The sequence below is a fragment of the Paracoccus sp. 08 genome (assembly GCF_024105395.1).
GTDB classification, from domain to species: Bacteria; Pseudomonadota; Alphaproteobacteria; order Rhodobacterales; family Rhodobacteraceae; genus Paracoccus; species Paracoccus marcusii.
This window is the reverse complement of sequence record NZ_WEKR01000018.1, coordinates 18,087-41,742: the sequence shown is the minus strand read 5'-3', so window position 1 is coordinate 41,742 and position 23,656 is coordinate 18,087. Positions and strand designations below refer to the sequence as shown.

At 67.4% G+C, this 23,656-nt stretch carries 24 protein-coding genes and 1 other RNA gene; 8 read left to right on the top strand and 17 right to left on the bottom strand.

Annotated elements, in window-relative coordinates; translation table 11 throughout:
* The 8 genes from GBO37_RS08270 to GBO37_RS08235 form a co-directional block, all read right to left on the bottom strand.
* On the bottom strand, positions 1-1,510 hold a 1,510-nt coding region (locus tag GBO37_RS08270), incomplete at its 3' end, for an IucA/IucC family siderophore biosynthesis protein (RefSeq protein WP_305884480.1).
* Positions 1,511-1,638: 128 nt separating this feature from the next.
* A complete protein-coding gene (locus GBO37_RS08265) occupies positions 1,639-1,977 on the bottom strand; it encodes a hypothetical protein (RefSeq protein WP_252928346.1) in 339 nt (112 codons plus the stop codon).
* Positions 1,974-2,363 carry a response regulator gene (locus GBO37_RS08260; protein WP_045998843.1) on the bottom strand — a complete coding sequence of 130 codons (390 nt, stop codon included), beginning with the start codon at positions 2,361-2,363 and terminating at the stop codon, positions 1,974-1,976. Before GBO37_RS08260 ends, GBO37_RS08265 begins: the two co-directional genes overlap by 4 nt.
* Positions 2,364-2,373: 10 nt before the next feature.
* The gene (locus tag GBO37_RS08255) at positions 2,374-3,246 is read right to left on the bottom strand and encodes a protein-glutamate O-methyltransferase (protein WP_252928344.1); all 873 of its coding nucleotides are present in this window, start codon (positions 3,244-3,246) and stop codon (positions 2,374-2,376) included.
* Positions 3,243-3,713 (bottom strand): chemotaxis protein CheW, encoded by a 471-nt coding sequence (locus tag GBO37_RS08250; RefSeq protein WP_042250654.1) that lies wholly within the window; start codon positions 3,711-3,713, stop codon positions 3,243-3,245. The genes GBO37_RS08255 and GBO37_RS08250 overlap by 4 nt, the downstream gene beginning before the upstream one ends.
* Positions 3,714-3,716: 3 nt before the next feature.
* Entirely contained in the window at positions 3,717-5,798 is a 2,082-nt protein-coding gene (locus GBO37_RS08245) for a chemotaxis protein CheA (protein WP_252928343.1), read from the bottom strand.
* 2 nt (positions 5,799-5,800) lie between these two features.
* On the bottom strand, positions 5,801-6,169 hold the full coding sequence (locus tag GBO37_RS08240) for a response regulator (RefSeq protein ID WP_127898852.1): 369 nt from the start codon (positions 6,167-6,169) through the stop codon (positions 5,801-5,803).
* Positions 6,166-6,441, bottom strand: coding sequence for an STAS domain-containing protein (locus GBO37_RS08235; RefSeq protein ID WP_042250649.1), 276 nt, complete (start codon positions 6,439-6,441; stop codon positions 6,166-6,168). The genes GBO37_RS08240 and GBO37_RS08235 overlap by 4 nt, the downstream gene beginning before the upstream one ends.
* A gap of 162 nt (positions 6,442-6,603) precedes the next feature.
* Between GBO37_RS08235 and GBO37_RS08230 the strand changes: the two genes are divergently transcribed.
* From GBO37_RS08230 to GBO37_RS08215, 4 genes are all read left to right on the top strand, one after another.
* A complete protein-coding gene (locus GBO37_RS08230; RefSeq protein WP_252928341.1) occupies positions 6,604-7,575 on the top strand; it encodes a CheB methylesterase domain-containing protein in 972 nt (323 codons plus the stop codon).
* Positions 7,572-8,093: a chemotaxis protein CheD gene (locus tag GBO37_RS08225; RefSeq protein ID WP_252928339.1), complete on the top strand. Its 522-nt coding sequence runs from the start codon at positions 7,572-7,574 to the stop codon at positions 8,091-8,093. The genes GBO37_RS08230 and GBO37_RS08225 overlap by 4 nt, the downstream gene beginning before the upstream one ends.
* 90 nt (positions 8,094-8,183) lie before the next feature.
* Positions 8,184-10,382, top strand: a complete 2,199-nt coding sequence (locus tag GBO37_RS08220; RefSeq protein ID WP_252928338.1) for a methyl-accepting chemotaxis protein — start codon at positions 8,184-8,186, stop codon at positions 10,380-10,382.
* Positions 10,383-10,520: 138 nt separating this feature from the next.
* Positions 10,521-11,201 (top strand): spermidine synthase, encoded by a 681-nt coding sequence (locus GBO37_RS08215; RefSeq protein WP_252928336.1) that lies wholly within the window; start codon positions 10,521-10,523, stop codon positions 11,199-11,201.
* 33 nt (positions 11,202-11,234) lie between these two features.
* Here the strand turns inward: GBO37_RS08215 and GBO37_RS08210 are convergent, their stop codons facing one another.
* Together GBO37_RS08210 and ssrA are read right to left on the bottom strand one after the other, a co-directional pair.
* The gene (locus GBO37_RS08210) at positions 11,235-12,701 is read right to left on the bottom strand and encodes a methyl-accepting chemotaxis protein (protein ID WP_252928334.1); all 1,467 of its coding nucleotides are present in this window, start codon (positions 12,699-12,701) and stop codon (positions 11,235-11,237) included.
* A 108-nt stretch (positions 12,702-12,809) separates the two neighbouring features.
* Positions 12,810-13,166, bottom strand: a transfer-messenger RNA (tmRNA) gene (gene ssrA, locus GBO37_RS08205).
* A 57-nt stretch (positions 13,167-13,223) separates the two neighbouring features.
* Here ssrA and GBO37_RS08200 point away from each other — a divergent pair.
* Positions 13,224-13,496 (top strand): PepSY domain-containing protein, encoded by a 273-nt coding sequence (locus GBO37_RS08200; RefSeq protein WP_084693624.1) that lies wholly within the window; start codon positions 13,224-13,226, stop codon positions 13,494-13,496.
* Positions 13,497-13,554: 58 nt separating this feature from the next.
* Here GBO37_RS08200 and GBO37_RS08195 read toward each other — a convergent pair whose 3' ends face one another.
* The 4 genes from GBO37_RS08195 to ectA are packed head-to-tail and all read right to left on the bottom strand — an operon-like array spanning position 13,555 to position 17,255.
* A complete protein-coding gene (locus GBO37_RS08195) occupies positions 13,555-14,973 on the bottom strand; it encodes an aspartate kinase (protein WP_252928332.1) in 1,419 nt (472 codons plus the stop codon).
* Positions 14,973-15,362: an ectoine synthase gene (locus GBO37_RS08190; protein ID WP_127898845.1), complete on the bottom strand. Its 390-nt coding sequence runs from the start codon at positions 15,360-15,362 to the stop codon at positions 14,973-14,975. Before GBO37_RS08190 ends, GBO37_RS08195 begins: the two co-directional genes overlap by 1 nt.
* Before the next feature lie 5 nt (positions 15,363-15,367).
* The gene (gene ectB / locus GBO37_RS08185) at positions 15,368-16,663 is read right to left on the bottom strand and encodes a diaminobutyrate--2-oxoglutarate transaminase (RefSeq protein ID WP_252928330.1); all 1,296 of its coding nucleotides are present in this window, start codon (positions 16,661-16,663) and stop codon (positions 15,368-15,370) included.
* A gap of 55 nt (positions 16,664-16,718) precedes the next feature.
* A complete protein-coding gene (ectA, locus tag GBO37_RS08180; RefSeq protein ID WP_252928328.1) occupies positions 16,719-17,255 on the bottom strand; it encodes a diaminobutyrate acetyltransferase in 537 nt (178 codons plus the stop codon).
* A gap of 217 nt (positions 17,256-17,472) precedes the next feature.
* On the opposite strand from ectA, the gene GBO37_RS08175 reads away from it, so the two are divergent.
* Positions 17,473-17,976, top strand: a complete 504-nt coding sequence (locus tag GBO37_RS08175) for a MarR family winged helix-turn-helix transcriptional regulator (protein WP_252928326.1) — start codon at positions 17,473-17,475, stop codon at positions 17,974-17,976.
* Here the strand turns inward: GBO37_RS08175 and gndA are convergent, their stop codons facing one another.
* From gndA to GBO37_RS08160, 3 genes are all read right to left on the bottom strand, one after another.
* The gene (gndA, locus tag GBO37_RS08170; protein ID WP_252928324.1) at positions 17,977-19,377 is read right to left on the bottom strand and encodes an NADP-dependent phosphogluconate dehydrogenase; all 1,401 of its coding nucleotides are present in this window, start codon (positions 19,375-19,377) and stop codon (positions 17,977-17,979) included. It lies immediately after the preceding gene.
* Positions 19,378-19,414: 37 nt separating this feature from the next.
* Positions 19,415-19,876: a PaaI family thioesterase gene (locus GBO37_RS08165; RefSeq protein WP_371927521.1), complete on the bottom strand. Its 462-nt coding sequence runs from the start codon at positions 19,874-19,876 to the stop codon at positions 19,415-19,417.
* Between the two features lie 140 nt (positions 19,877-20,016).
* A complete protein-coding gene (locus GBO37_RS08160) occupies positions 20,017-20,559 on the bottom strand; it encodes a biotin transporter BioY (protein ID WP_045998856.1) in 543 nt (180 codons plus the stop codon).
* Between the two features lie 392 nt (positions 20,560-20,951).
* On the opposite strand from GBO37_RS08160, the gene GBO37_RS08155 reads away from it, so the two are divergent.
* Entirely contained in the window at positions 20,952-23,237 is a 2,286-nt protein-coding gene (locus GBO37_RS08155) for a putative monovalent cation/H+ antiporter subunit A (RefSeq protein ID WP_252928323.1), read from the top strand.
* A gap of 1 nt (position 23,238) precedes the next feature.
* Positions 23,239-23,655 (top strand): Na+/H+ antiporter subunit B, encoded by a 417-nt coding sequence (locus GBO37_RS08150; RefSeq protein ID WP_045998858.1) that lies wholly within the window; start codon positions 23,239-23,241, stop codon positions 23,653-23,655.
* Position 23,656: the final 1 nt, after the last annotated feature.

Here is a 23,656-nt window from a genome sequence, read left to right as displayed (position 1 = left end):
GGCGGGTCAGGCCGCCAAGATGGGCCGCCAGCGCGGACGGGGCCCGCCGCTCTGGCCAGATCCCGTCCAGCGCCATGCGGTGGACCACACCAAACACCTGGTTCACGATCAGCGAATAGGTCAGGGCGTCCTCGGCCTCGGCGCGCGGATAGACCAGGTTGGGAATGGCGCGCAGCGTGGCGCAGGCCATGTCGTCGGCCACATAGAAGCCCTGGTTGTCGCGGATGTCGCAGCGGCGCGGCAGACCTTGGGACAGGTCCAGCAGGGCGTTCTGCTGATGTGCCTCGACCGCGATGCCGGTGGCGTCATACAGGCGCAGCAGGGGGGCGACGGCGCAGTCCAGATAGGCGTCGAACCAGGCGGCCGGGTCATGTCCCGCCATGACCTGCGCCAGCATCGACGGCCGTCCCGGCATGGGTTCGGCGACCAGGCCCGCGACCTGCATCACCTGCCCCCCGCGTCCCCCGCGCCACGGGTTGCGGCGCAGGATCACCTCCAGCCCGGATTCGGCGCGACCGGGCAGGGCCAGGGTCAGCCAATGCGGGTCGTCGATCAGCCGCAGCCGCCCGAACCGCCCCTGCAGCGCGCCGATGCGGGCCGACATCGCCGCGCCCGCCAGCAGTTCGTGACGCTTGTTCACGCGCTGCGAGTTGGTGATGGTGACCGGCAGCGACACCTTGACCTGCCACGGGCTGTCGCCGCGCCACAACGTCCGCACCGAGGATGTAGCCCACCATGCCGGTCCCACCGGGCCAAGTTCGCGGATGGCGCCCTGCGACAGCAGCGCGGCGATGGCCGGATCGCAGCGGGCGCGGTCCCAGGTCAGCGGATGCGCGGGCAGCAGGATGCGTCCGGGACCGGGGTCCAGATCCATGCCCGGCAGATCGCGCGCACGGTCAGGGTCGGTGCCTGCGATCAGGTCTTTGCGGACCGACAGGCCGACAAGGTGCAACGCGCCGCACCAGTCGGGGGTCATCGCGCGTTCCTCGGGCAGGGACATGCCGGACAACGCCTTGGGGCAGGGATGCATCCAGTGGCCGAAGATCACCGCCTGTTCGGCGGTCAACCAGTCGGGTGCGGGGTGCGGCCGCGCCAGGCGCTGTCCGCAGATCGTGGCGATCCGATGACGGCTGGCCTGCACGCGGCGGGCCAAGGCGGCGCCTGCAGGTCCGTGATCGCCTGTCAGTCGATCCAGGATCAACGACAGCGCCAGGTCCGGGTCGATGGGGCGCGATCCGTCCGGCCCGTGCCTGATCAGCCCGCGGATACGCGGCAGGCCCGATGCCATCGGCGCATCGGTCACGACCTCCAGCCAGCCGCCGGCAACCGGGACCAGATCGCACCCCCCGCCCAGCTCGCGCCTGTCGCAGATCAGCAGCGCGCGCAGGCTGGCCAGATCGGCGATGCCCTGCGCGTCGGACGCAGGGCAAGGATAGGGCAGGGTGCTGGCCCCCGGACCTGCTTGGTCAGGATGACGAACAGCCAAAGGGCAAGGGTCGGAAAAGGGCATCTGCGCCTCGGAGTGCGGCCATGGGCCGTGGGATCACGAGGCTGGCAGATGCTGGCAAGGCGTGGGTTATTATTGTTTATTATTTATGTCAAGTATATCCTATGAACGTGCAGGTACCGCCGCCTCCGCTACCACAGGTCGACTGTCGGGGTACTGTCGGCCGCCGGCGCCATTCCGCCAAGGCGAACGGCCTGTGCCCGCAGATCCAGACCAGCCGCGGCTTGGCCTGGGTCGCATGGCTGCCCCGGCGGGGTCTGCTGCGCCAGCACGCCCAGAAACCGCGACAGCCCCTCGACCTCCTGACGCAGCAGGTCGGCGGCCTGCAGCGACTGGGCCGCCGCATCGGTCACCTGCAGCATCGCGCCCAAGGCGGCATCGATCCGCCCCAAGCCTTGGGCGATGCGATGCGCCTCGGCGGCGGCGCGATGCAGGGCCGCGTTTAGGCAAGGATCGGGCGTCGCCGTCATTGCAGCTTGCCCGTCACCGATTCGATGCAGCGCAGCAACGCCTCCTTGGTGAAGGGCTTGGCGATGAAGTTGTTCATGCCGGCGCGCTGGCCCCGCTCGATCATCTCGCGCGTGGCGGTGCCGGTGATCAGGATGAAGCCGATGCGCTGGGTGCTGGGATTCTGACGCAGCGCCTCCAGCAGGCCAAGGCCGTCCATTCCGGGCATGTTGTAATCCGAGATGACCAAATGAACCGGAGCCGCGGCCAGTCTGCGGAACGCCGTCTCTCCGTTCGCCTCGTACTGGACGTTGACCAGGCCGGCCCAGTCCAGCGCCTGTTCGATCAGCGAGCGGCTGATGGTCATGTCGTCCACCACCATCACATGAAGGTTCGATTTCAGTGCCATGTTGTCCCTTTCACGTCCTGGCAGAGGCCGGCGTCGCATTGCGCCGGTATTGGGTTGTGCCTGTTGCGGCGAATAGGCCCGCGGCCGGGCCGTCCAGCCGTTCCGAATGACCGATGAACAGCGCGCCGCCCTCGTTCAGGGCGCCACCGAAGCGCAGCCACAGGCGCTGGCGCGCGGCACTGTCGAAATAGATCGCGGTGTTGCGGCAGAAGATCACGTCGAACCTGCCGGAAAATGGCCAGTCGTCATGCAGGTTCAGTTCGCCGAACCGCATGATGCGCCGGATCTCTGGTTTGGCCTCGAAGCCCGCGGCATGGGGCTGGAAATACCGCTTGACCTGGGCAGGGGGGACCGGTGCCAGCGCATCGGCTGCAAAGCGGCCCTGCTGGGCGCGGTCCACCATCTCGGGGTCGATGTCGGTGGCCAGGATCAGAACGTCATGCTGCGCCGCATCGGGAAATGCGTCCAGCAGCGTCACGGCCATCGAATAGGGCTCCTCGCCCGAGGAGGAGGCCGCGGACCACAGCCGCAGCCGCCGTCCGGCGCGGGCCTGGGCGATCAGCGGGGGCAGGACCTCCTGCGCCAAGGCCTGGAAATGGTGACCCTCGCGGAAGAAGGCCGTGACGTTCGTCGTGATGGCCGACAGCAGGTGGCGGCGTTCCTGCGGTCCTTCAGGCCCTTCCAGACGATCGCAATAGGCACCGTAATCGGGCAGCGTCAGGACCCGCAGGCGGCGGTTCAGGCGGGCCATCAGCAGGCTGCGCTTGGATTCCGACAGGATGATGCCGCTGTCCTGATGCACGATCGCGGCGATCTTGCGGAATTGTCCATCGGTCAGGACCGGCCCCGCGGGGGTGGGGGCCGAAAGGGGTGCCGTTCTCACGCGTCGACCCCGTGGGCCGCGGGCAGCAGCTGCGCCAGGTCGATCTTGCGCAGGATGCGTCCGTCCTCCAGCGTGATCATGCCGACGATGAACTCGCGCGCGGGGTTCGACGCAATGTCGGGCACCGCTTGAATGTGATCGTCGTTGATGGGTAGGATGTCGGACACCAGGTCCGCCAGCAGGCCCACGATCCGCCCGGCATGCATCGCGATGATGACGACATGGCGGTGGGACGGCGTCGCGGCGCCGAAGCCGAGCCGCGCCGACAGGTCGACGACCGTCACGACCGATCCGCGCAGGTTGATCACGCCTTTGACGTAGTCTGGCGCGTGGGGCAGCATGGTCGTGGGGGTCCAGCCGCGGATTTCGCGGACCAGGCCGATGTCGATGCAGAAGTCCTGGTCGGCCAGCTTGAAGGCCACGACGTCGCTTTTGCCGACGGAATTATGCGAGATGGATTGCAGCATGCGTCACCCGTTCGATGCCATGGCGGCCATGCGGCGGCCCTGGTCGTTGGACATGGAAAGAAGGATTTCTTCGGGATCGATGATCAGGGCGATCTTTCCGTCGCCCAAGATCGTGGCGGCCGATACGCCCGGCACGCGGCCGTAGTTCTGCTCCAGGCTTTTGATCACCACCTGTCGCTGATCGAAGATCGCGTCGACCCGGAAGGCTGCGCGCCTGCGACTGTCGGTCTCGACCACGATCAGCACGCCGGTGTCGGGACCCTCCGCGGGCCGGGTGACGCCGAAGCTGGTGCACAGGTCGATGATCGGGATCAGCTCTCCGCGATTGGACAGCAGCTGCGATCCGTGGCCTACGCCGTGCAGCATCGTGTTCTCGGGGCGCAGGGTTTCCTGGACCGCGGTGATCGGCAGGACCATCGTCTGGTCGCCCAGCTGGATCAGCATCCCCTCGACGACCGCCAGCGTCAGCGGCAGCGCGATCGAGAAGGTCGTGCCCTGACCCTCGGTCGACTGGATCATCACGCGGCCGCCCAGGTTCATGATCTCGCGGCGCACCACGTCCAGGCCGACGCCGCGACCGGACAGGGCCGACACCTCGTCCTTGGAGGAAAAGCCTGGCAGGAACAGCAGCTGATCGATCTCGGCGGGCGACAGGTTGGCGCCGGGCGCGATCAGGCCGCGATCCTCGGCGATCTGACGCACCTTGGCGCGGTTGATGCCGCCGCCATCGTCCGACACCTCGATCTGGACGCGACCGGACCGATGGGCGGCCGACAGGGTGATCGTGCCTTCCTGGGGCTTGCCGCGACGCTGGCGCGTCACGCTGTCCTCCAGCCCGTGATCGACCGAGTTGCGGATCATGTGCGTCAGCGGTTCGACCAGGCGTTCGATCATGGTCTTGTCGACCTCGGTCTGCTCACCGATGTTGATCATGCGGACGGGCTTGCCGGTGGCGTCGGCCGCCTCGCGCAGGATGCGGTGCATGCGCTGGAACACCAGCTTCAGCGGTTGCGCCCGGATCGCCATCACGCTTTCCTGGATGTCGCTTGCCAATTGCCGGATCGCATCCAGGCCGGCGACGACGTCGGGCTGCTCGTGCAGGCCCGCCGTCTGGATCACCTGGGAAAGCATCGCCTCCTTGATGACCAGTTCGCCGATCATGTTCATCAGGCGATCGACACGGTCCAGCGCCACGCGGATGGTCGGTGCGGCCTGGGCGCTGTCCTGTTGCTGGACCGCACGCGGCGGGGCGGTGGTGGGAGCATCGCGGACGATCTGGGCGACGGGTGCGGTGTCTGCAGGCGCGGCTGGGGGTTCGGGGGTGGGCGCGGGCAGGTCGTCGTCGGTCAGCGGGCGGACCGTCAGGGCGCAGCAATCCTCGACGAACTCGAACACGGACATGACATCGGGCTGGCTTGCCGCGCCGCTCAGTCGGACCCGCCACGACAGCGCGGGCTGTTCGGGCGACCAGTCTTCCAGTTGGGCGACCGCCTCGCAGTCCAGGTGGACGTCCGCATCGCCCAGCTTGCGCAGGGCGTTCAGCAGGGCCATCGGATCGTTGCCCGAACGGTACAGCTGAAAGGTGGGCGTCATCTGGACCAGCAGGCCCGACGCCGGTGGCGGGACCGGATCGAAGGACAGGGGCATGTCGAAGTCCAGCGAGATCGGCGTGAACTCGAACGCGGTCTCCTCGGGGGTTTCCGTGTCGATCAGGGCTGCCAGTTCGGTCATCAGCCCGTCGACCTGGGCCTGATCGGTATCGCGGCCCGACCGGGCGCTGGCGACCAGGTCCGTCAGGCAGTCCGAACAGCGGTGCAGCAGCGCCATGATCTGGGGCGTCACGTCCAGCCGGTCCGACCGGACCAGGTCCAGGACAGTCTCGAAGCGGTGGGCAAAGGTGACCAGCGTGGTCAGGCCGAAGGCGGCAGCGCCCCCCTTGACCGAATGCACGGCGCGGAACACGGCATGCACCGTTTCCACGTCGAAGCCGGGCTGCTCGATCTGGCGCAGGCCGGTGGCCAGCACCTCCAGCAGCTCGTCGCATTCGACGAAGAACATGTCGCGGAATTCGTCCATGTCAGCCATCGTCAGCGCCCCAGGACCTTGTCGATGACGGCGATCAGACGCTCATCCTCGAAGGGTTTCACGATCCAGCCGGTGGCCCCCGCGCTGCGGGCGCGCGCCTTCAGGTCAGCACCGCTTTCGGTGGTCAGGACCAGGATAGGCACGTCGGCATAGGCGCCGGTCGCGCGGACGTTCTCGATCAGGCCGAAGCCGTCCATGCGCGGCATGTTGATGTCGGTGATGATCAGATGCGGATCGGCCTCGCTCAGCGCGCCGACGCCGTCCACGCCGTCCACAGCCAGGAACACGTCAAAGCCCGCATTGCGAAGGGCCTTGGACACAAGCGCGCGGATTGTCGGCGAATCGTCGACCGCCAGGATACGGGTCGTCATGCGGGTCCCCCGGTTTGAAGAAGCTGGACCGAGGCGCCGACAGCCTGGATCGTGGTCAGAAACGGGTCCGAGGCGTCACGGATCGACAGCGTCTTGCCGTCGGCCTGCCACTGCTTGCGCGCTGCGATCAGCAGCTCGACCGCAAGGGTGCCCATGCGCGCGACCCCGGACGCATCCAGGACCGCATCCGCGCCCCGATGGTCCAGCAAGGTGCGGGCAAAGGCAGAGACGGCCTTGCGGTCGAACGTCTCGGGCAGGGGCAGGGCATGCATCTCAACTACCTCGTATTGTCGTCGGCGTCCCCATCGCTAACAGCCATGAGTTAAGGAACCATTGCCGCCATGGATTAATTTCGGGTCCGGCAAGTCTCTCACGGGAAACGATATTTTAATCTTTCCCGGCGATGGTCTCCTGACCCATCCAGGAGTGTCCCTGTGTCGAATCCGGTCCTGCTGATCGTTGACCCGAACCCCGCCCGCCTGACCGCCCTGCTGCGCCGATGCGAGGAACAGGGCGGTGTGACCGTGCTGGGCGCCACCACGCCCGGCGAGGCCTATGTGCTGATCGAACTGCACCTGCCGCGCCGCGTGGCCGTGGCAGCCGAATTCGCCGAAACGATCGAGTTCGACGCATTGGCGGACATCTTGACGATGATCGACGCGGGCGTGGTCATCTATGGTCAGATGCGCGTGCCGGCGGGCGGATATCCGGTGATGTCCAGCCCGGAACAGATGCTGTCGCGCCTGTTCGGTGGGCTTCAGCCCGCCCGCGCCGCACCGATCCGTGCCGCAGACCCCGTACCACCCACGGACGCGGCGGCCGGGCTGATCCTGCTGGGCGCCTCGACCGGCGGAATCACCGCGTTGGAGGCCGTGCTGGCCGGATTTCGCGCCGACTGTCCACCGACGATGATCGTGCAGCACATTCGCCCGGGCTTTGCCGAAGGGCTGATCCGCCGGCTGGATCAACTGCTGGCGCCGCAGGTCGTCGCGGCGCAGGACAACATGCCCCTGCGTCGGGGCGTCGTCCATCTGGCCGCCGCGCCTGACAGGCATCTGGGCGTGACCCTGCGGGGCGGACCCCGCGCGTGTCTGTCCGCGACCCCGCCCGTGTCCGGGCACCGTCCGTCCGTGGACGTGCTGTTCTCCGACGGTGCGGCGATTGCCGATCGTCTGGACATCCGTGCCGCGCTGCTGACGGGGATGGGGGCCGACGGCGCGCAGGGGCTGTGCGCGCTGCGTCGGGCAGGGGCGCACACGATCGCCCAGGACCGTGCCACATCTGTCGTCTGGGGCATGCCGCGTGTCGCGGTGGAGCTGGGCGGTGCGGTTGACGTGCTGCCCCTCACGCGCATCGGCCAGACGCTTTTGACGCGGGAACCCGCCCGCCTGCGGAGGCTGTCATGATCCGCGATGCCGCGACGCGCGTCATCCATGTCGTTCAGGGCGAACATGCCATCAGCGACGATCCTGACGCGATCCTGACCACCGTCCTGGGGTCCTGCGTCTCGGCCTGCATCATGGATGCGGACCGGGAAATCGGCGGGCTGAACCACTTTCTGCTGCCCGATGCGGGCCCGGGCGGCCCCGACATCCGCTATGCCGCCGCCGCAATGGAAGTTCTGGTGAACGGGCTGATGCGCCGCGGCGCCGTGCGCAGCCGCCTGCGCGCCAAGCTGTTCGGCGGCGCACGGATGATGGCCGGCCTGCCCGACATCGGCCAGCGCAATGCCGATGCCGCCCGCCGCTTCCTGCAGGACGAGGGCATTCCGCTGATCGCCAGCGACCTCTGCGGCACGCAGGCGCGGCGCATCCGGTTCTGGCCCGTCATCGGTCGGGTGCAGCTGCACCTGCTGGGCGAGGCCCGCGCACCCGTTCGCGAACAGCCGATGCCGCAGCGTGGCGGAGACGTCGAACTTTTCTGACCAACATACGCCGACAGCCGCGGCCCAACTGACACACCGACCCGCAATGCGCCCTCGTGGCGCTTCGCCATCCCCGTTCCGGAGAAAGACATGATGATGAAGAATACCCGCATCGCGACGCGCATCGCGGCAGGCTTTGGCCTGATCCTGCTGATGCTGGCGGTGCTTGCCGGCTTTACCTGGAACCGGATGGACCGGTTGCAGGCCATCGACGCCCAGGCCCATGATGCCGAGGTGCTTGCGCTGGCGGCGGCGGACATCAATTTCGGCGTGGCCCAGGCCGGTCTGGCGCTGGACGATTTCATGGTTTCGGCCTCGGATGCGGATCGTCAGCGGGTGCAGGACGGCATGACCTCGGTCATGGTGCTGGCGGAAAAGGCGCAGGCCCTGGGCAGCCCGCATGCCGGGGCCTTGGTCGCCCTGAAGGAGCGGCATGTGACCGAGGCCGACCAGTTGTTCGACAGCTTCCAGCCGCTGTCTGCGCTGACGGCACAGATGCGCGAGCTGGGCATCACCCACCGTCGCAACATGGAACAGCTGCAGACCCTGTACCAGCAGCGTGGTGATCGCGATGCGGCTTATGCCGCCCTGCAGGCCGCCAACGAATTCCTGGTCGCGCGCGTCCGCATCGACCGCTTTCTGGAAGGCAGCGCCGTGAAGGATTTCGACGACGCGGCCGCGCCCTTCCAAAGGTCACGGCAGGCCTTGTCCGATCTGCAGCCCCGCGTGATGGGCGATGACGCGCGCACGCTGCTGGCGACCACGCTGTCTGGTATCGACGAATACTGGTCGATGGCGCAGCAGAGCCGGACGCTGGAGCTGGTCGTGCGCGACCATCTGGCGACGCTGTCGCTGACCGAGATCGAGGTCCTGGCCGCCGTCGAACGGATCCGCGACGACGCCATGTCCAGCCTTGCCCGGCTGGAGAAGGAGGCAGCGGCGGTGATGGATGCCACGGTGATGTCACTGCTGGCAGGGGTCGCGGCCACGATCGTGATCGGCGCAGTCATTGCCGCATGGATCTCGCGTGATCTGGGGCGTCGCCTGGAGGTGACGGTCGACCAGACCAACCGGTTGGCGCGGGGCGATCTGGACGTCGAGATCCGCGGAACCGAGGGTCGCAACGAGCTGGCGCAGCTGGCCCAGGCCCTGGCGATCTTTCGCCAGAATGCGGTCGAGGCGCGCACCCTGGCCGACGAGGCCCGCCGCCTTGAGAACGAGGCTGCCGCCGCCCGCGACATCGAGGCCCGCCAGCAGGCCCGGGTCGTGCGCGACATCGGTGCCGGGCTGGACAGGCTGGCGCAGGGGGACCTGACACAGCAGATCCCGAACCCGCCGTCGGACCCGTTCCCGGCCGGCTACGACGGGCTGAGAGAGGCGTTCAACAGCGTCGTGTCGAACCTGACCGGCACCATCAACCGCATCACCGACGTCGCCGATCAGGTCCGGGGTGGCGCAAGCGAGATCACCTCTGCCGCGCAGGACCTGGCTTCCCGAGCCGAGACGCAGGCCGCCACGCTGGAGCAGTCCGCCGCGGCCCTGAACCAGATGAACGCCAGCGTCACCTCGACCGCCGAACGCGCGCGCAATGCCGAGCAGGCCAGCCGTCAGAACCGCGACATCGCCGAAACCAGCGCCGAGGTCGTGCGCGACGCCGTGACCGCCATGCGCGGAATCGAGGCATCGTCCGACCAGATCACCCGCATCATCGGTGTCATCGATGACATCGCGTTCCAGACCAATCTGTTGGCCCTGAACGCGGGCGTCGAAGCCGCCCGTGCCGGAGAGGCCGGCCGCGGCTTTGCGGTCGTGGCCTCCGAGGTGCGGGGCCTTGCACAGCGCGCCTCGGATTCCGCGCGGGAGATCAAGTCGCTGATTTCGCAGTCCGCATCGCAGGTCAAGGCGGGGTCCGCCCTTGTGGGGCGGACGGGCGACAGCCTTGGCCAGATCCTGTCCAAGGCGCATGAGGTGTCGGAACAGATCACCGCGATCTCGCTTGCCGCCAACGAACAGGCGATCGGCCTGGCCGAGGTGAACACGGGTGTGAACCAGCTGGATCAGGTGACCCAGCAGAACGCCGCCGTGGCCGAACAGGCCAACGCCGCCGCCGCATCGCTGCAGCAGCGGTCCGAGGATCTGATCCGCGAGATCGCCGGGTTCCGGATCGGCAGCCGCACCAGCCGGCCCGAGGTGGTCCGCACACGTTCATCGGCGCCGCTGCCCGTTGTCGAACCGGTCCCCCTGCGTGTCGTGGGTGGCCGCGGCGAAGGCCAGATGTTCGAGTTCTGACCGTAGCGACCTGCACCATGTCCGACCCGCGCCGATCCTGTCGGCGCGGGTTTCGCATCGCGGCCATGCCCAAGCGCCTTTCCGGCACGGCCCCGATCGGCTAGATCAGGACCGGGTTACGCAGAATGGGACATCGGCATGCTGCCTTGGGTGCAACTGGCCAGCGCGATCGCGCCGGATGGCGACACGCTGCGGCTGATGCGGCGGGGCGACGAATTCTCGATCAGGCTGCAGGGCGGAAACGAGCTGATGAACAGCCGCTTGGGTGGGTCCGAGGAGGCTTTGGCGACGCTTGCGCTGGACCGGCTGGCCGACCGACCCGCGCCGCGCGTGCTGATCGGCGGGCTGGGCATGGGGTTCACCCTGCGCGCGGCCCAGGCCGTGGCCAGCCCCCAGGCCGGGCTGATCGTGGCCGAGATCGTGCCCGAACTGGTCGGATGGGCGACGCAGCACATGGCGGCGGTCTTTGGCGGCTGCCTGTCCGACCCGCGGGTTCAGGTGCGGATCGGCGATGTCGGCGCACAGATCCGTCAGGCCACGACCGCGTTCGACGCGATCCTGCTGGATGTCGACAACGGTCCCGACGGGCTGACGCGGACCGGGAACGATACGCTGTACGGGACGGCCGGTCTGCAGGCGGCGCGGCGCGCGCTGTCGCCCGGCGGCGTGCTGGGCGTCTGGTCGGCAGAGCCGGACGCCGCGTTCGAACGACGCATGGCCGGGTGCGGCTTTGCCGTCAGCACGCACGGGGTGCGCGCCGGCGGGTCGGGGCGCGGATCGCGGCACGTGATCTGGATCGGCGTGCGGCGGGACGACTGAACCGCACGCCCGGTGAGGACGCGCGGCGCAAGGTTAGACGGCCTGGCGGTAGGTCTGCTGATGCAGCTGCGGGCGGGGGGCCGCCATCGTGAAGCTGCTGACGATGCGTGTCAGGTCCTTGACCTCTGCGTTCAACAGGGTGCTGGTGGCGTTGGCTTCCTCGACCATCGCGGCGTTCTGCTGGGTCACGTCGTCAAGGTACCGGACCGCGCTGTTGATTTCGGAGATGCTCAGCGACTGGCGTTGGGCGGTGGAGGACATCTCGGTCACGATCCCCTCGATCTCGTTGAAGACAAGGATGATGTCGGACAGCGCCTGGTGTGTCGCGCCGACCAGCGACACGCCATGTGTCGTCTGCTGGACGCTGCGGTCGATCAGGGTCTGGATGGTGCGCACCGCCTCGGCCGATCGTTGGGCCAGGGCGCGGACCTCGGCGGCGACGACGGCAAAGCCGCGGCCGGCCTCACCGGCGCGGGCGGCCTCGACGCCGGCGTTCAGGGCCAGCAGGTTGGTCTGGAAGGCGATCTCGCTGATCACGCCGATGATCTGGCCCATCTCTCCGGCGCTGGAGGAGACGTCGTCCATCGCGGTGCGTGTCTGATCCATGATCTGGCTGCCATGTGCGGCGACCTGGCGGGCGCGGGCCGCCATCTCCTCCGCCTGGCGGCTGCGCGTAGCGGAATCGCGCACGGCCTCGGTCATCTCGTTCAGCGCGGCGGCGGTTTCCTCCAGGCTGGCCGCCTGCTGTTCGGTGCGGCGCGCAAGATCGTCGGAGGCCGCCGCGATCTCTCCGGTGCCGTTGCCGATCTGGCCGGCGGAATGGCGCACCGATCCGATGATGCTAGCCAGCTGTTCGACCGTTTCGTTGAAGCGGGTGCGGGCCGACAGTTCCGGGTCCAGCCGGGTGGTCAGATCGCCTTCGGCCAGACGGCCAAGGGCACCCGACAGGGCCTCGAAGGCACGTTGCTGGGCATCCTCGACCTCTTTGCGGCGACCGTCGATCTGGTCCAGATAGGTCGAGATCGACAGGTCGATGTCCAGCAGGGACGCCCGCATCAGGACCGAGATGTCATCGGCCAGGCGCTTGCGGCTGGCGGCGGTCCAGGTGCGGCGCTCGCCCAGCATGTCGCGGATCACATAGTCCAGAACAAGGCCATAGCCGCCGATGTACCAGCGCGGCTCCAGCCCGATCCGTGCGTGCACCGCGCCGATGCGGCGGACCGACAGCGCATAGTCGGCGCCGAACTCTCCGGATGCGATACGGGCCCAGTGCTGGGCTTGGCTGCTTTTGGCGCGCTCGGTATGGGCATTGTCGGTGAAATATCTGCGCAGGACGGGTGTCGACGCGATCTTGGTGTAAAATTCGGACAGGGCAGGGCCGACGCTGGCCGCGATCCGGGGGGCCAGGGCCTTGAGCCGGGCCTGCGCCGGGGCGTCCAGGCCCAAAAAGTCCAGCCTGTCCTGCAGGTGGATCGTGTCGTGGGAATCGGGGTGTGTCACCGCTTGATCCTTTCGCATGGCAAAGGCGGACAAGCGCAGCAATAGACCCCGGGCGTTAAGGAACGCTGAATACCGGACAGGGCGGTTCAAAAATATCAGGGGGGATAAGGTGCAGGATTCTGTTGCCAGGCTCCTGCGGGCCCCGCCTTACGCTGCTAGGCGCAAGGGCTTAGGTTTCGATCTTGCGGACTGCTTACGCAGCCAGCGCGACCGGAGCACGGTTGTCATTGGCAACTGTACGTTTTGCACCGATAACGGTAGTAGCTCACCGAGACAAAGCATAACCCCTTTAGACGTTCGTCGATCCTGTTTCGGCCCCATTCGCCCCCAATGAAGGGTTGTTTGGTGGAGCCGCCGGGTACCGCCCCCGGGTCCGATCCGCTTATTACGAGCGCGTTTATGTCCATAGTCGGAATTGCTTCCGACAGCACCGATATAGGTCATCGGCAGGGATGCGGCAAGGGGTCGGAACCACGGGCCTTGGGTGCGGGTTTGACCGCAGACCCACAACCGGAGAGAACGATGACCTTCCGCACCCTGACCGCCGCCGCCCTGATCCTGTCGCCCACCGCGCTGATGGCGCAGGAGGCCATGCGCGGTGCCCCGCCGGCCGATGCGATGGCCCTGTCCGAGATCGTCGCCAAGATGGAGACGGACCTGTCCGCAGAGCTGGGCTATATCGAGGATATCCAGTGGGACGACGACGGCTATTACGAGGTCGAATACCGTACCCAAGACAACCGCGAGGTCGAGATGCGCGTCGATCCGACGACCGGCGAAGCGATGGCGCGCTGATTGCGCCATCCAGAATGCGAACGGGCGGCCCTTGCGGCCGCCCGTTTCGTTTTGTGCCTCAGGCCACCTTGGCCAAGGGCTGCGCCGTCTGTTCGATCAGCGCGCCGTGCAGGGCCTTGATGCCGGGCGCCAGCGCCGTGCGTTCCAGGATGAACTGCACGTCCACCGGCCGCGGTCCCTGCGTTGCCCCGATCGCCTCCAGCCCCGCGGCCGCCAGCGCGTTCAGACCGCGGCTGAGCACCGCCAGGCCTTCCAGGTCGCGGCCCACGACCGAGGCCATGGCCACCGCCCGCGACGACACCTGCGCCGAGGGATAGCGTTCGGCCAGGTCCTTTTCCACGCGGCGCAGCACCTTGAGGCTGCTGTCGACGTAATGCGTGATCGTGTTGGCGTTGGACACCTTGCTGACAATGCGCACGCGGTGGCGGGTCAGCACCTCCAGGATGAACGCGTCATAGCCCTTGGCGCCGACCATATCCTGTTCGAACAGTTCCAGCGCAAAGACGTTCAGGCCTGTCACGATCTCCACCGCCGGGGTGGGGGCGGGCTGGTCGTCGATCAGCGTGCCGGGATCGTGCGGCTCGAACGCGTTGGTCACGCGCAGCGGGACGCCGGACTGGCGCAGGGTCTTGGCGGCCTTGGGGTGGATCGCCTCCATTCCCAGGTTCGACAGCTGGTCGGCCACGTCATAGTTCGTGCGACCCAGCTTGCGCACCGCATCCGCCCCGACCAGGTTCGGGTCGGCGGAGGACAGGTGGAACTCCTTGTGGATGATCGCCTCTCGCGCGCCGGTCAGTGCCGCCAGCCTTGAAAACGTCACCTCGGAATAGCCGCGGTCGAATTCGCGCATCAGCCCCTCGGTGCACTGGGCATAGCCGGTGACGATGGGCATTTCGGTCGCGGGATCGACGCCGGCCATCGCGCCGGTGATGCGTTCCTCCAGCGTGACCTGTTCCGTGTCGCGCCATCCCGACAGGTCGACGAACCGTGCCTGGATGCCCACGCGCTGCAGCATCAGGGTGGTGACGAAGGCGGAATGCGCCTCTCCCAGTCCCGACAGCAGTTCACGCGTGTGCAGCATGTGTTCCTCCAGCCGGAAATGGCCATAGGAGCACAGGCGCTGCAGGTCGATCAGGCAGTTGCGCGCCCCGACCAGCCGGTCGCGGACAAAGGCATCGGCGCGTTCCAGATCACCGGGATGATCCAGAACCACCCGATGCGCCTCGATCATCGCGTCGCTGGCGCGGTCCAGCGCGGCCAGCCAGCCGTGATCGCCGTCGCCCGACGCGAAGGCTGCGTAGACGCCCGGCTCTCCGGACTTCTTGTGTTCCAAGAGCAGGTTCGTGATGCCGCCAAAGGCCGACACCACGAAGATCCGGCCATAGGGCGCGTCGCGGTCGGCGATCAGCACCGTGTCGCGCAGCTCGTGCACGCGCGACATCGAGGTGCCGCCGATCTTCTCGACCGTATGACCCATCACGCGGTCTCGGCAGGGGCGTAGCTGCCGTCCTCCTGATGCACCTCGGTCCCGGTGACGGGCGGGTTGAAGCAGCAGGCCATGACCAGCGTCTCCTCGGCCCGCAGGATGTGCTTGTCATGCAGGTTCAGCGCATACATCACGCCCGGCGTGATCTCATGCGTCTCTCCGGTGCCCAGATCGGTGATCGAGCCCTTGCCCTGCATGCAGAACACGCTTTCGAAATGGTGCTTGTAGTGGAACTGGTGCTCCGACCCGGCCTGCAGCGTGGTGATGTGGAATGAAAAGCCCATCCCGTCATCGGCCAGCAGCATCCGGACCGAATTCCATTGGGCATCCGACACCGAACGGTCAGTGTCCTTCAGTTTGTTGAAATCACGTACGATCATGTGAATTACTCCGCAGCAATCTTGGTGGTGGCAAGGACGTCGCGGGCGGCATCCAGCAGGATGTCGAAGCCACGCGACAGCAGCGTGTCGGGGGTGGTCAGCGGGGCCAGGACCTTGACGACCTGATCCTCGTTGCCCGATGTCTCGATGATCAGCCCGCCGTCAAAGGCGCGCTTGCAGATGGCGGCCGCCAGATCGCCCGATCCGACGTCGACGCCGCGCATCAGGCCGCGACCCTTCAGATAGGCGCCGGGCACCAGTTCGGCCAGCTCGGTCAGCCGGGTCTGGATCAGGTCGGCGCGCCGCGCCAGATCGGCCTCGAACGCGTCATCGGACCAGAATTTCTCTATCGCCACGCGGGCGGTCACGAAGGCATGGGTGTTGCCGCGGAACGTGCCGTTGTGTTCGGCCGGGCCGAAGACGTCATGTTCCGGGCGCACCAGAACCATCGCCAACGGCAGGCCAAAGCCCGAGATCGATTTTGCCAGCGGCACCAGGTCGGGCATCACGCCCATCTCCTCGAACGAGAAGAACTTGCCGGTGCGGCCGCAACCCGCCTGGATGTCGTCCATGATCAGCAGGGCGCCGTGGCGCTTGGCGATGTCCGCGATGGCGCGGACGAATTCGGCGGACGCCGCGTTCAGGCCGCCTTCGCCCTGCACGGCCTCCAGCATGATGGCGGCGGGGGCATCGATGCCGCCCGAATTGTCCGACAGCATCTGGTCCAGCAAAGCCGCGCTGTCCAGCCCGTCGGCATAGCCGTCGAACGGCACGCGGGTCACGCCCTGCGTCTCCATCCCGGCTCCGCCGCGGTGGTATCCATTGCCGGTCGCGGCCAGTGCGCCCATCGTCACGCCATGAAAGCCGTTGGTGAAGGCCACGACATTGGTACGGCCGGTCGACTTGCGGGCGATCTTCATCGCCGCCTCGACCGCGTTGGCACCGGTGGGGCCGGTGAACATCACGCGATGATCCATGCCGCGCGGCGTCAGGATGTGACGTTCGAAGGCGTCAAGGAAGGCCGCCTTGGTCGTGGTATGCAGGTCCAGGCCATGGGCGATCCCGTCACCCGCGATGTGGTCGATCAGCGCGGACTTCATGTCCGGATCGTTGTGACCATAGTTCAACGACGAGCAACCGGCCAGAAAGTCGATGTAGTCGCGTCCGTCCGCCCCGGTCATCACCGAGCCGCTGGCCTTGGTGAAGACCGTGGGAATTCCCCGGCAATAGGATCGGGCCGCGCTTTCGCGGCGTTCGAAAATGGCGGTTCCGGGCATGGTGGCGGTCATGTCTTTGGGCATGGGAAGTCCTTTCGCATCATGTGCGTCAGTCTGAATGCTTCGACGGGCAAAGGGATCAGGCGGCGCGGGCCTGATCCGCCTGACGGGGCAGGGTGATCGTGACCATATGCTCGGTCGCGTGCCGTCCGTCGAAATGATCGTGGCGGGTATAGTGAGGATCGTCGGTCAGCCGCCCGCCCTGCTGGCGGGCAAAGCTGCGGAACAGCGCCCATGACGCGTCGTTGTCGCGGGTGATCGTCGTGTTCAGCCGCTGCGCATCGGCGCATTCGTCGCGTTCCACCAGATGCGTCAGCATCTTGCGGGCCAATCCCAGACCGCGCGCATCCGGTCCGACAGCTACCTGCCACACAAAAAGCGCGTCCTCGTTCGGGATCATGTGCCCCGAGATCCAGCCCACGATCTGGTCGTCCAGCAGGGCCACGACACAGGTGTCGCGGAAATGCTCGGCCTGCACCAGATTGCAATACATCGAATTCTCGTCCAGCGGCTTGCAGGTCCGGACCAGCTCCCAGATGGCGGCGCCATCGGTCGGGTCGGGCTTGCGCAGCGTCAGCTGGCGGGGGCGTTCGAGTTCTTGCACGTCTTTGGGCATGGGCGGCGGATCCTCAATTGCTTCGCTCCTCTAACTAGTCAAAACGCGTCTTGGTTGCAACCTTGGCGTGGAAAATACGCTGGATTTCGTCTAAGACCTTACGCTGGCGTGATATTTGGACACGGCCGCGTGACCGCGAGGTTCGGCTGCCGAAACATCAGGTTCCGAAAGCATGCCATATTGCCCTGTTCCGCGCGCTGATGGCATACAGGAGGGCATGAGCCAGCCGCCCGCCATTCCTCGTACCGACGCCGCGCTGATCGCGCTGCGGCGGATCCTGCGCGCCACCGAACACTATGAACGCGACCTTGCCCACGCCGCCAAGCTGACCCCTGCCAAGCTGCGCGTCCTGCAGATCCTTGCCGGAACCGGGACGCGGTCCGCCATGCCGACCCAGCTGTCGACCCAGATGGGCGTCAGCCAGGCGACCGTGACGGCGCTGGTCGATCAGCTGGACAAGCTGGGCCTCACGCAGCGTCAGCGGTCCAGCACCGACCGCAGGCAGCTGCACGTGATTCTGACGGATGCCGGGCTGGACGCGCTGCGCAATGCGCCCGACGCGCTGCAGCAGCATTTCGTGACCGGTTTCCAGGCCCTGCAGGATTGGGAACAGGCGATGCTGGTCGCATCGCTGGAACGCGTCGCGGCGATGCTGAACGCGCAAGGTATCGATGCATCGCCGCTGCTGACCCTGGGCGACATCAGCCGCCCGCGCGGCTGATCAGGTCGCGCTGCCCCAGGGGCCGTGCGGATCGTCGATCCCGTCCAACCGCTGGAAGCCGTGGGCACCGAAGAAGTCGCGCTGCGCCTGGATCATGTTCGCGGTGCCGCGCGCGGTGCGCATCATGTCAAACCACATCAGCCCGGATGCCAGGGCGGGCAGGGCGTGGCCCGCGGCGATCCCCTGCGACACCACCCGGCGCAGACCCGGCAGGGCGCCTTCGATCAGGTCGGCGAAGAACGGCGCCATGATCAGGTTGCGGGCCGGATCGTCCGCCAGCGCGTCGGCCATGTCGTTCAACATGGTCGACCGGATGATGCACCCCGCCCGCCAGACACGTGCGATCTCCGGCAGGTCCAGCGTCCAGCCGAACCGTTCCGAGGCGCCCGCGATCATCGTGAAGCCTTGGGCATAGCACAGGATCTTGCCCGCGATCAGCGCCTGTTCCAGATCGTCGGGCGTCAGGTCGACCGCACCGGGGGCGGCCCCGAAGCGGGCCTGGCCCGCCTGCCGTTCATCCAGGCGCGCGCTGACGTTGCGGGCCATCACCGCAGCCTCGATCACCGGGATGGGCGCGGACAGGTGCTGCGCCTCGATGGCGGTCCAGCGGCCGGTGCCCTTCTGGCCGGCGCGGTCCAGGATCACGTCGAGCATCGCGGCCCCGGTATGCGGGTCCCGCGCCGCGGTGACCTTGGCCGAGATCTCGATCAGGTAGCTGGACAGCGTGCCGCGGTTCCAGTCGGCGAAGATGTCGGAGATTGCCGGGGCCTCTAGCGTCAGCCCGTCGCGCATCAGGCCATAGGCCTCGGCGATCATCTGCATGTCGGCATATTCGATGCCGTTGTGGACCATCTTGACGAAATGCCCCGCGCCCGCGTCGCCCATCCGTGCGGCACAGGGGGTGCCGTCATCGGCCTTGGCGGAAATGGCGGTCATCACATGCGCCACGCGGTCCCAGTCCGCGGCGTCGCCGCCGCCCATGATCGCGGGGCCGTGGCGTGCGCCCTCCTCTCCGCCGGACACGCCCATGCCCAGGAACCGGAAGGGCAGGCCGGCCGCGGCGCGGCGGTTGGTGTCGTGGAAATCGGCATTGCCCGCGTCGATCACCAGATCGTCGGCGTCCAGCAGCGGCGCCAGCGCCTGCAGCTGATCGTCGACCGCCTGTCCCGCCGGGACCATCAGGATGATCGCGCGCGGCGGCGTGATGGCCTGGACCAGCGCCTGCAGGGAATCGGTGGGGATCACGCGGGGGGCCAGATCGCCGGCCTGGGCAGCAAAGCGGTGCGTGACCTCGGTCGTACGGTTCCACACGGCGATGGGAAAGCCCTTTTCGGCGATGTTCATGGCCAGGGCGGCCCCCATCGTCCCAAGCCCGATCAGCCCGATTTCTGCCTGCGCCATCGCCGTCCTCCTGCGGATAGTTTGGTCGCGGTTTACGCTAACGGCCGGGCGGTGTCACGGGGGCGCGGCCCCGGACGCAGATCAGCGTCTGCAGCCCGGTCGCGACATGGGTCCGAGCGGATCCGTGGACCGCATGGACGTCCAGCTGGCACACGGTCAGCGTCCGGCCCGCCTTGACGACCCGGCCGATGGCCTCCAGCCAGTCGCCTTGCGCGGGGTTCAGCAGGTTCAACTTGAATTCGGTCGTCAGCACGTCGTCGCCCTGGGGGAACAGCGTCAGCGCGGCATAGCCCCCGGCGCTGTCGGCCAAGGCCGTGGTTGCGCCGGCATGAAAATATCCCATCTGCTGGGTCAGTTCCGGCCGGAAGGGCAGGCGCAGCGTGACCTCGGCAGGGCGAATGGCGGCGATCTCGGCGCCAAGATGGCGCATCAGGCCCTGGTCGCGAAAGCTGTCCTCGATGCGGGCGATGGTGTCGGGTGTCAGGGTGGTGGGGGTCAAGCGCTGCTCCTCCTGCTGGCTTGGGCGCAGTCTGGGCGCGGGCGGGGCAGGGGAAAAGCCCCGATGGCGGGGCGGACGCGGGGTCAGCATGCAAAACGGGGCCCGCATGGGGCCCCGTCGCGGTCATTCGGCGGTCTGGTTCAACCGCGGCGGGTGACCGCCTGCAGGGCCAGCGCGCCCAAGGCGATCTTGACCATGTCGCCCAGGATGAAGGGTGCGACGCCCACGGCCAGCAGCCGGTCGGCCGGCACGAAGGCCGACAGCCAGATCAGGCCGGGCACATAGATCGCGACGGTCCCGGCCAGCATCGCCACTGCCCGCATGCCCAGCCCGCGGCCCTGCGCCAGCGCGCCGGTCACGATCATGGACAGGGCCATGCCGATCAGGAAGCCGGTGGTCGGGCCGGCCAGATAGGCCAGGCCCAGCCCGCGTTCCGGCGAACCGGCAAAGACCGGCAGCCCCGCCAGTCCCGCCGCCATGTAGGCCCCCATCGCGGCCAGGCCGAGGCGCGGCCCCAGACCGGCGGCGATGACCAGCACAGCCAGCGTCTGCAGCGTCATCGGCACCGGCCAGAACGGCACCTGCACCTTGGCGCCAAGCGCGATCAGCGCGGCGGCGGCCAGGGTCAGTCCGATCTTGGCGCCAAGGCTTTGTTCGGCGATGCGGTCGCGTGCGAGCAGCATGGGATGTCCCTTTCATCGAGATGTCGCGAATCGAGGGCAGCCTGCTGCGCCCCGGTTGCCGCGCATCAGACCCCAAACGGGGGGGCACGCACAAGCCTTCAGATGACAGGCGCCGGACATGCGGCCGCAAGGCCCTGTCGGCGCGGCATTTTCGACGCTTGAAACGCTGCGCCAAAATGTCGCAATCCGGCGACCGCAGGGGTCACCGGACGGATGCGGCCGGAAATCCGATACCTATTTACAGGGCGCGCGCGCACGTAAGGGCGGCCACCGTGCCCCGATGCGCAATTTTCGGTCGTCAGCGCCGATTTAGCCGCCCCAAGCGACTGTTTTCCGCCGACCAAGGGTGCTAAGCCATCCGCCAATTGCATGCCGCGACAAGGGTTCGAGACATGGCTGACGACTATCCATCGGTGGACCGCGTCATGGGAGGGCCTGCGGGCTGGATCTCGATCGCGTTCCCGACGATCCTGTTCCTGTACTTCCTGCGACTGCTGCCGGAAATCGCGCAAGGCCCGCAGGTCTATGGCTTTGACTGGGTGCCCTCGCTGGGGGTGCAGCTGTCGGTCCTTCTGGACGGGCTGTCGATGACATTCGCCCTGCTGATCACCGGGATCGGCGCGGCGGTCACGCTGTATTCGGCGCGCTATCTGGGCGATCACCCGGATTATCCGCGTTTCGTCAGCTATCTGCTGATGTTCATGGTCGGCATGCTGGGCCTGGTCCTGGCCGACAACCTGATTATGCTGTTCGTATTCTGGGAGATCACGACCATCGCGTCCTATCTGCTGATCGGCTTCAACGCCGACAGCGCAGCGTCGCGCCGGTCCGCGCTGCAGGCGCTGCTGGTGACGGGGACGGGGGGCCTGATCCTGCTGGCCGGCCTGATCGTCCTGGGCACGGTCGCGGGCACGTCGCAGCTGTCGCAGATCGTGACGATGGGCGACATGATCCGCGCGCATCCCTGGTACCTGGGCATCCTGTTGCTGTTCCTGGCGGGCGCGTTCACGAAATCGGCGCAGGTGCCGTTCCACTTCTGGCTGCCCAACGCGATGGCGGCCCCTACGCCCGTATCGGCCTATCTGCATTCGGCCACGATGGTGAAGGCGGGCGTGTTCCTGATGGCGCGCATGAACCCCGCGCTTGGCGGGACGGATGCGTGGTTCTGGATCCTGACGCTGTTCGGCGGGGTCACGGCGGTCTTCGCCTCGGTCATGGCGCTGCGCCAGACCGACATCAAGCAGGTGCTGGCCTATACCACGCTGATGGCGCTGGGCACGCTGACCATGTTCATCGGCGCGGGCACGCATTACGCCATCGTCGCGGCGATGCTGTTCCTGGTGGTGCACTCGCTCTACAAGGCGGCGCTGTTCCTGATGATCGGCATCGTCGATCACGCCACCGGCACGCGCGATGCGGGCGTCCTGGGCGGCCTGTCCAAGGCGATGCCGCTGACCGGGCTTGCCGCCGCGCTGGCCGCGATCAGCATGGCGGGCATTCCGCCGATGATCGGCTTTATCGGCAAGGAATTCATGTACAAGGCCGGCCTGGGGCTGGACGGATTCGGCGCGTTCTGGGTGACCGCGATGGCCTTCGCGGCATCGGTCCTGATGTTTGCCGTCGGCGGCATCGTCGCGCTCAAGCCGTTCCGCGGCGATTTGCGCCCGACTCCCACCACTCCACATGAGGGGCCGTGGGCGATGCTGGCGGGGCCGCTGGTCCTTGGCGCACTGTCGCTGATCTTCGGCCTGCTGCCGGGCGTGCTGGGCCACTACTTGGTCGGCCCCGCCACCCATGCCGTCTTCGGAGAGGTCCGTGAGGTGCACCTGTACCTGTGGGGCGGCATCAACATGGCGCTGATCCTGTCGCTGCTTACCTTTCTGGCGGGCTGGCTGGTCTATCGCCGCCATCAGGCGATCCGCGACCGCCTTGCCGCGTTCGAGGCGCGCAGCCCGATCGATTTCGACGCGGGCTGGGACCGTCTTCTGGACGGGTTCAAGGCCTTCGCCGCCTGGCAGACCAACCTGATCCAGACCGGCAGCCTGCAGCGCTACATGGCCGTGATGTTCGCGACCTTCGTCGTGATGGTCGGCGGCTCGTATCTGATCAAGGGCGCGTTCCAGGGCGTGCCGGGCCTGTCGGCCGAGGGCGTGCACCCGATCCAATGGACGGTGCTGGGCCTGATCGTGGCGGGCGCGATCCTGACCGTCTGGACGCACAGCCGCATGACGGCCATCGCCGGGATGGGCGCGTCGGGCATCGGCGTGTCGCTGATCTTCATCATGTTCAGCGCCCCCGACGTGGCCATCACCCAGCTGCTGGTCGAGGTGCTGGTCGTCGTGCTGGTCAGCGTCGTCATGCTGCGCCTGCCCTATCTGCCGCGCCGGTCCAAGACCCGGTTCCGCACTGGGCACGCGGTCATCGCGGGGGGCGCGGGCCTTGTCACGACCTTCCTGCTGATGTCCGTGATGGCGACCGATTTCGACCGCCGCCTGACGTCCTTCTTCGAGGCCGCGTCCTATCCCGAGGCGCATGGCCGCAACATCGTCAACGTCATCCTGGTCGACTTCCGCGCCTTGGATACGTTCGGAGAGATCACCGTCGTGGCCATCGCCGCCATCGCCGCGTTCGCCCTGCTGCGCGGTGCCACCCGCCGCAAGCCCGAGGAGGAGAGCTGAGATGCAGTCGCTGATCCTGACCACCACCACGCGCCTGCTGGCGGCCCTGCTGCTGATGTTCTCGGTCTATGCGCTGCTGCGCGGGCACAACCTGCCCGGCGGCGGCTTCATCGGCGGGCTGATCGGGGCCACGGCGTTCATCCTCTATACCATCGCCACCTCGGTCGAGGAGGCGCAGGCCGCGCTGCGCATCGATCCGTCGAACCTGGCGATGGCGGGCCTGGGCGTCGCGGCCCTGGGGGGCATCGGCGCGGCCTTCGCGGGCCAGCCCTTCTTCACCGGACAGTGGCTGTTCCTGTTTCGCGACGGCGACAGCTATGTGCCGCTGTCCACCGTCCTCGTCTTCGACATCGGAGTCTACATGGCCGTCTTCGGCGGAATCCTGACCCTGGTCTTTGCCCTGGAACAGGAGATCTGAT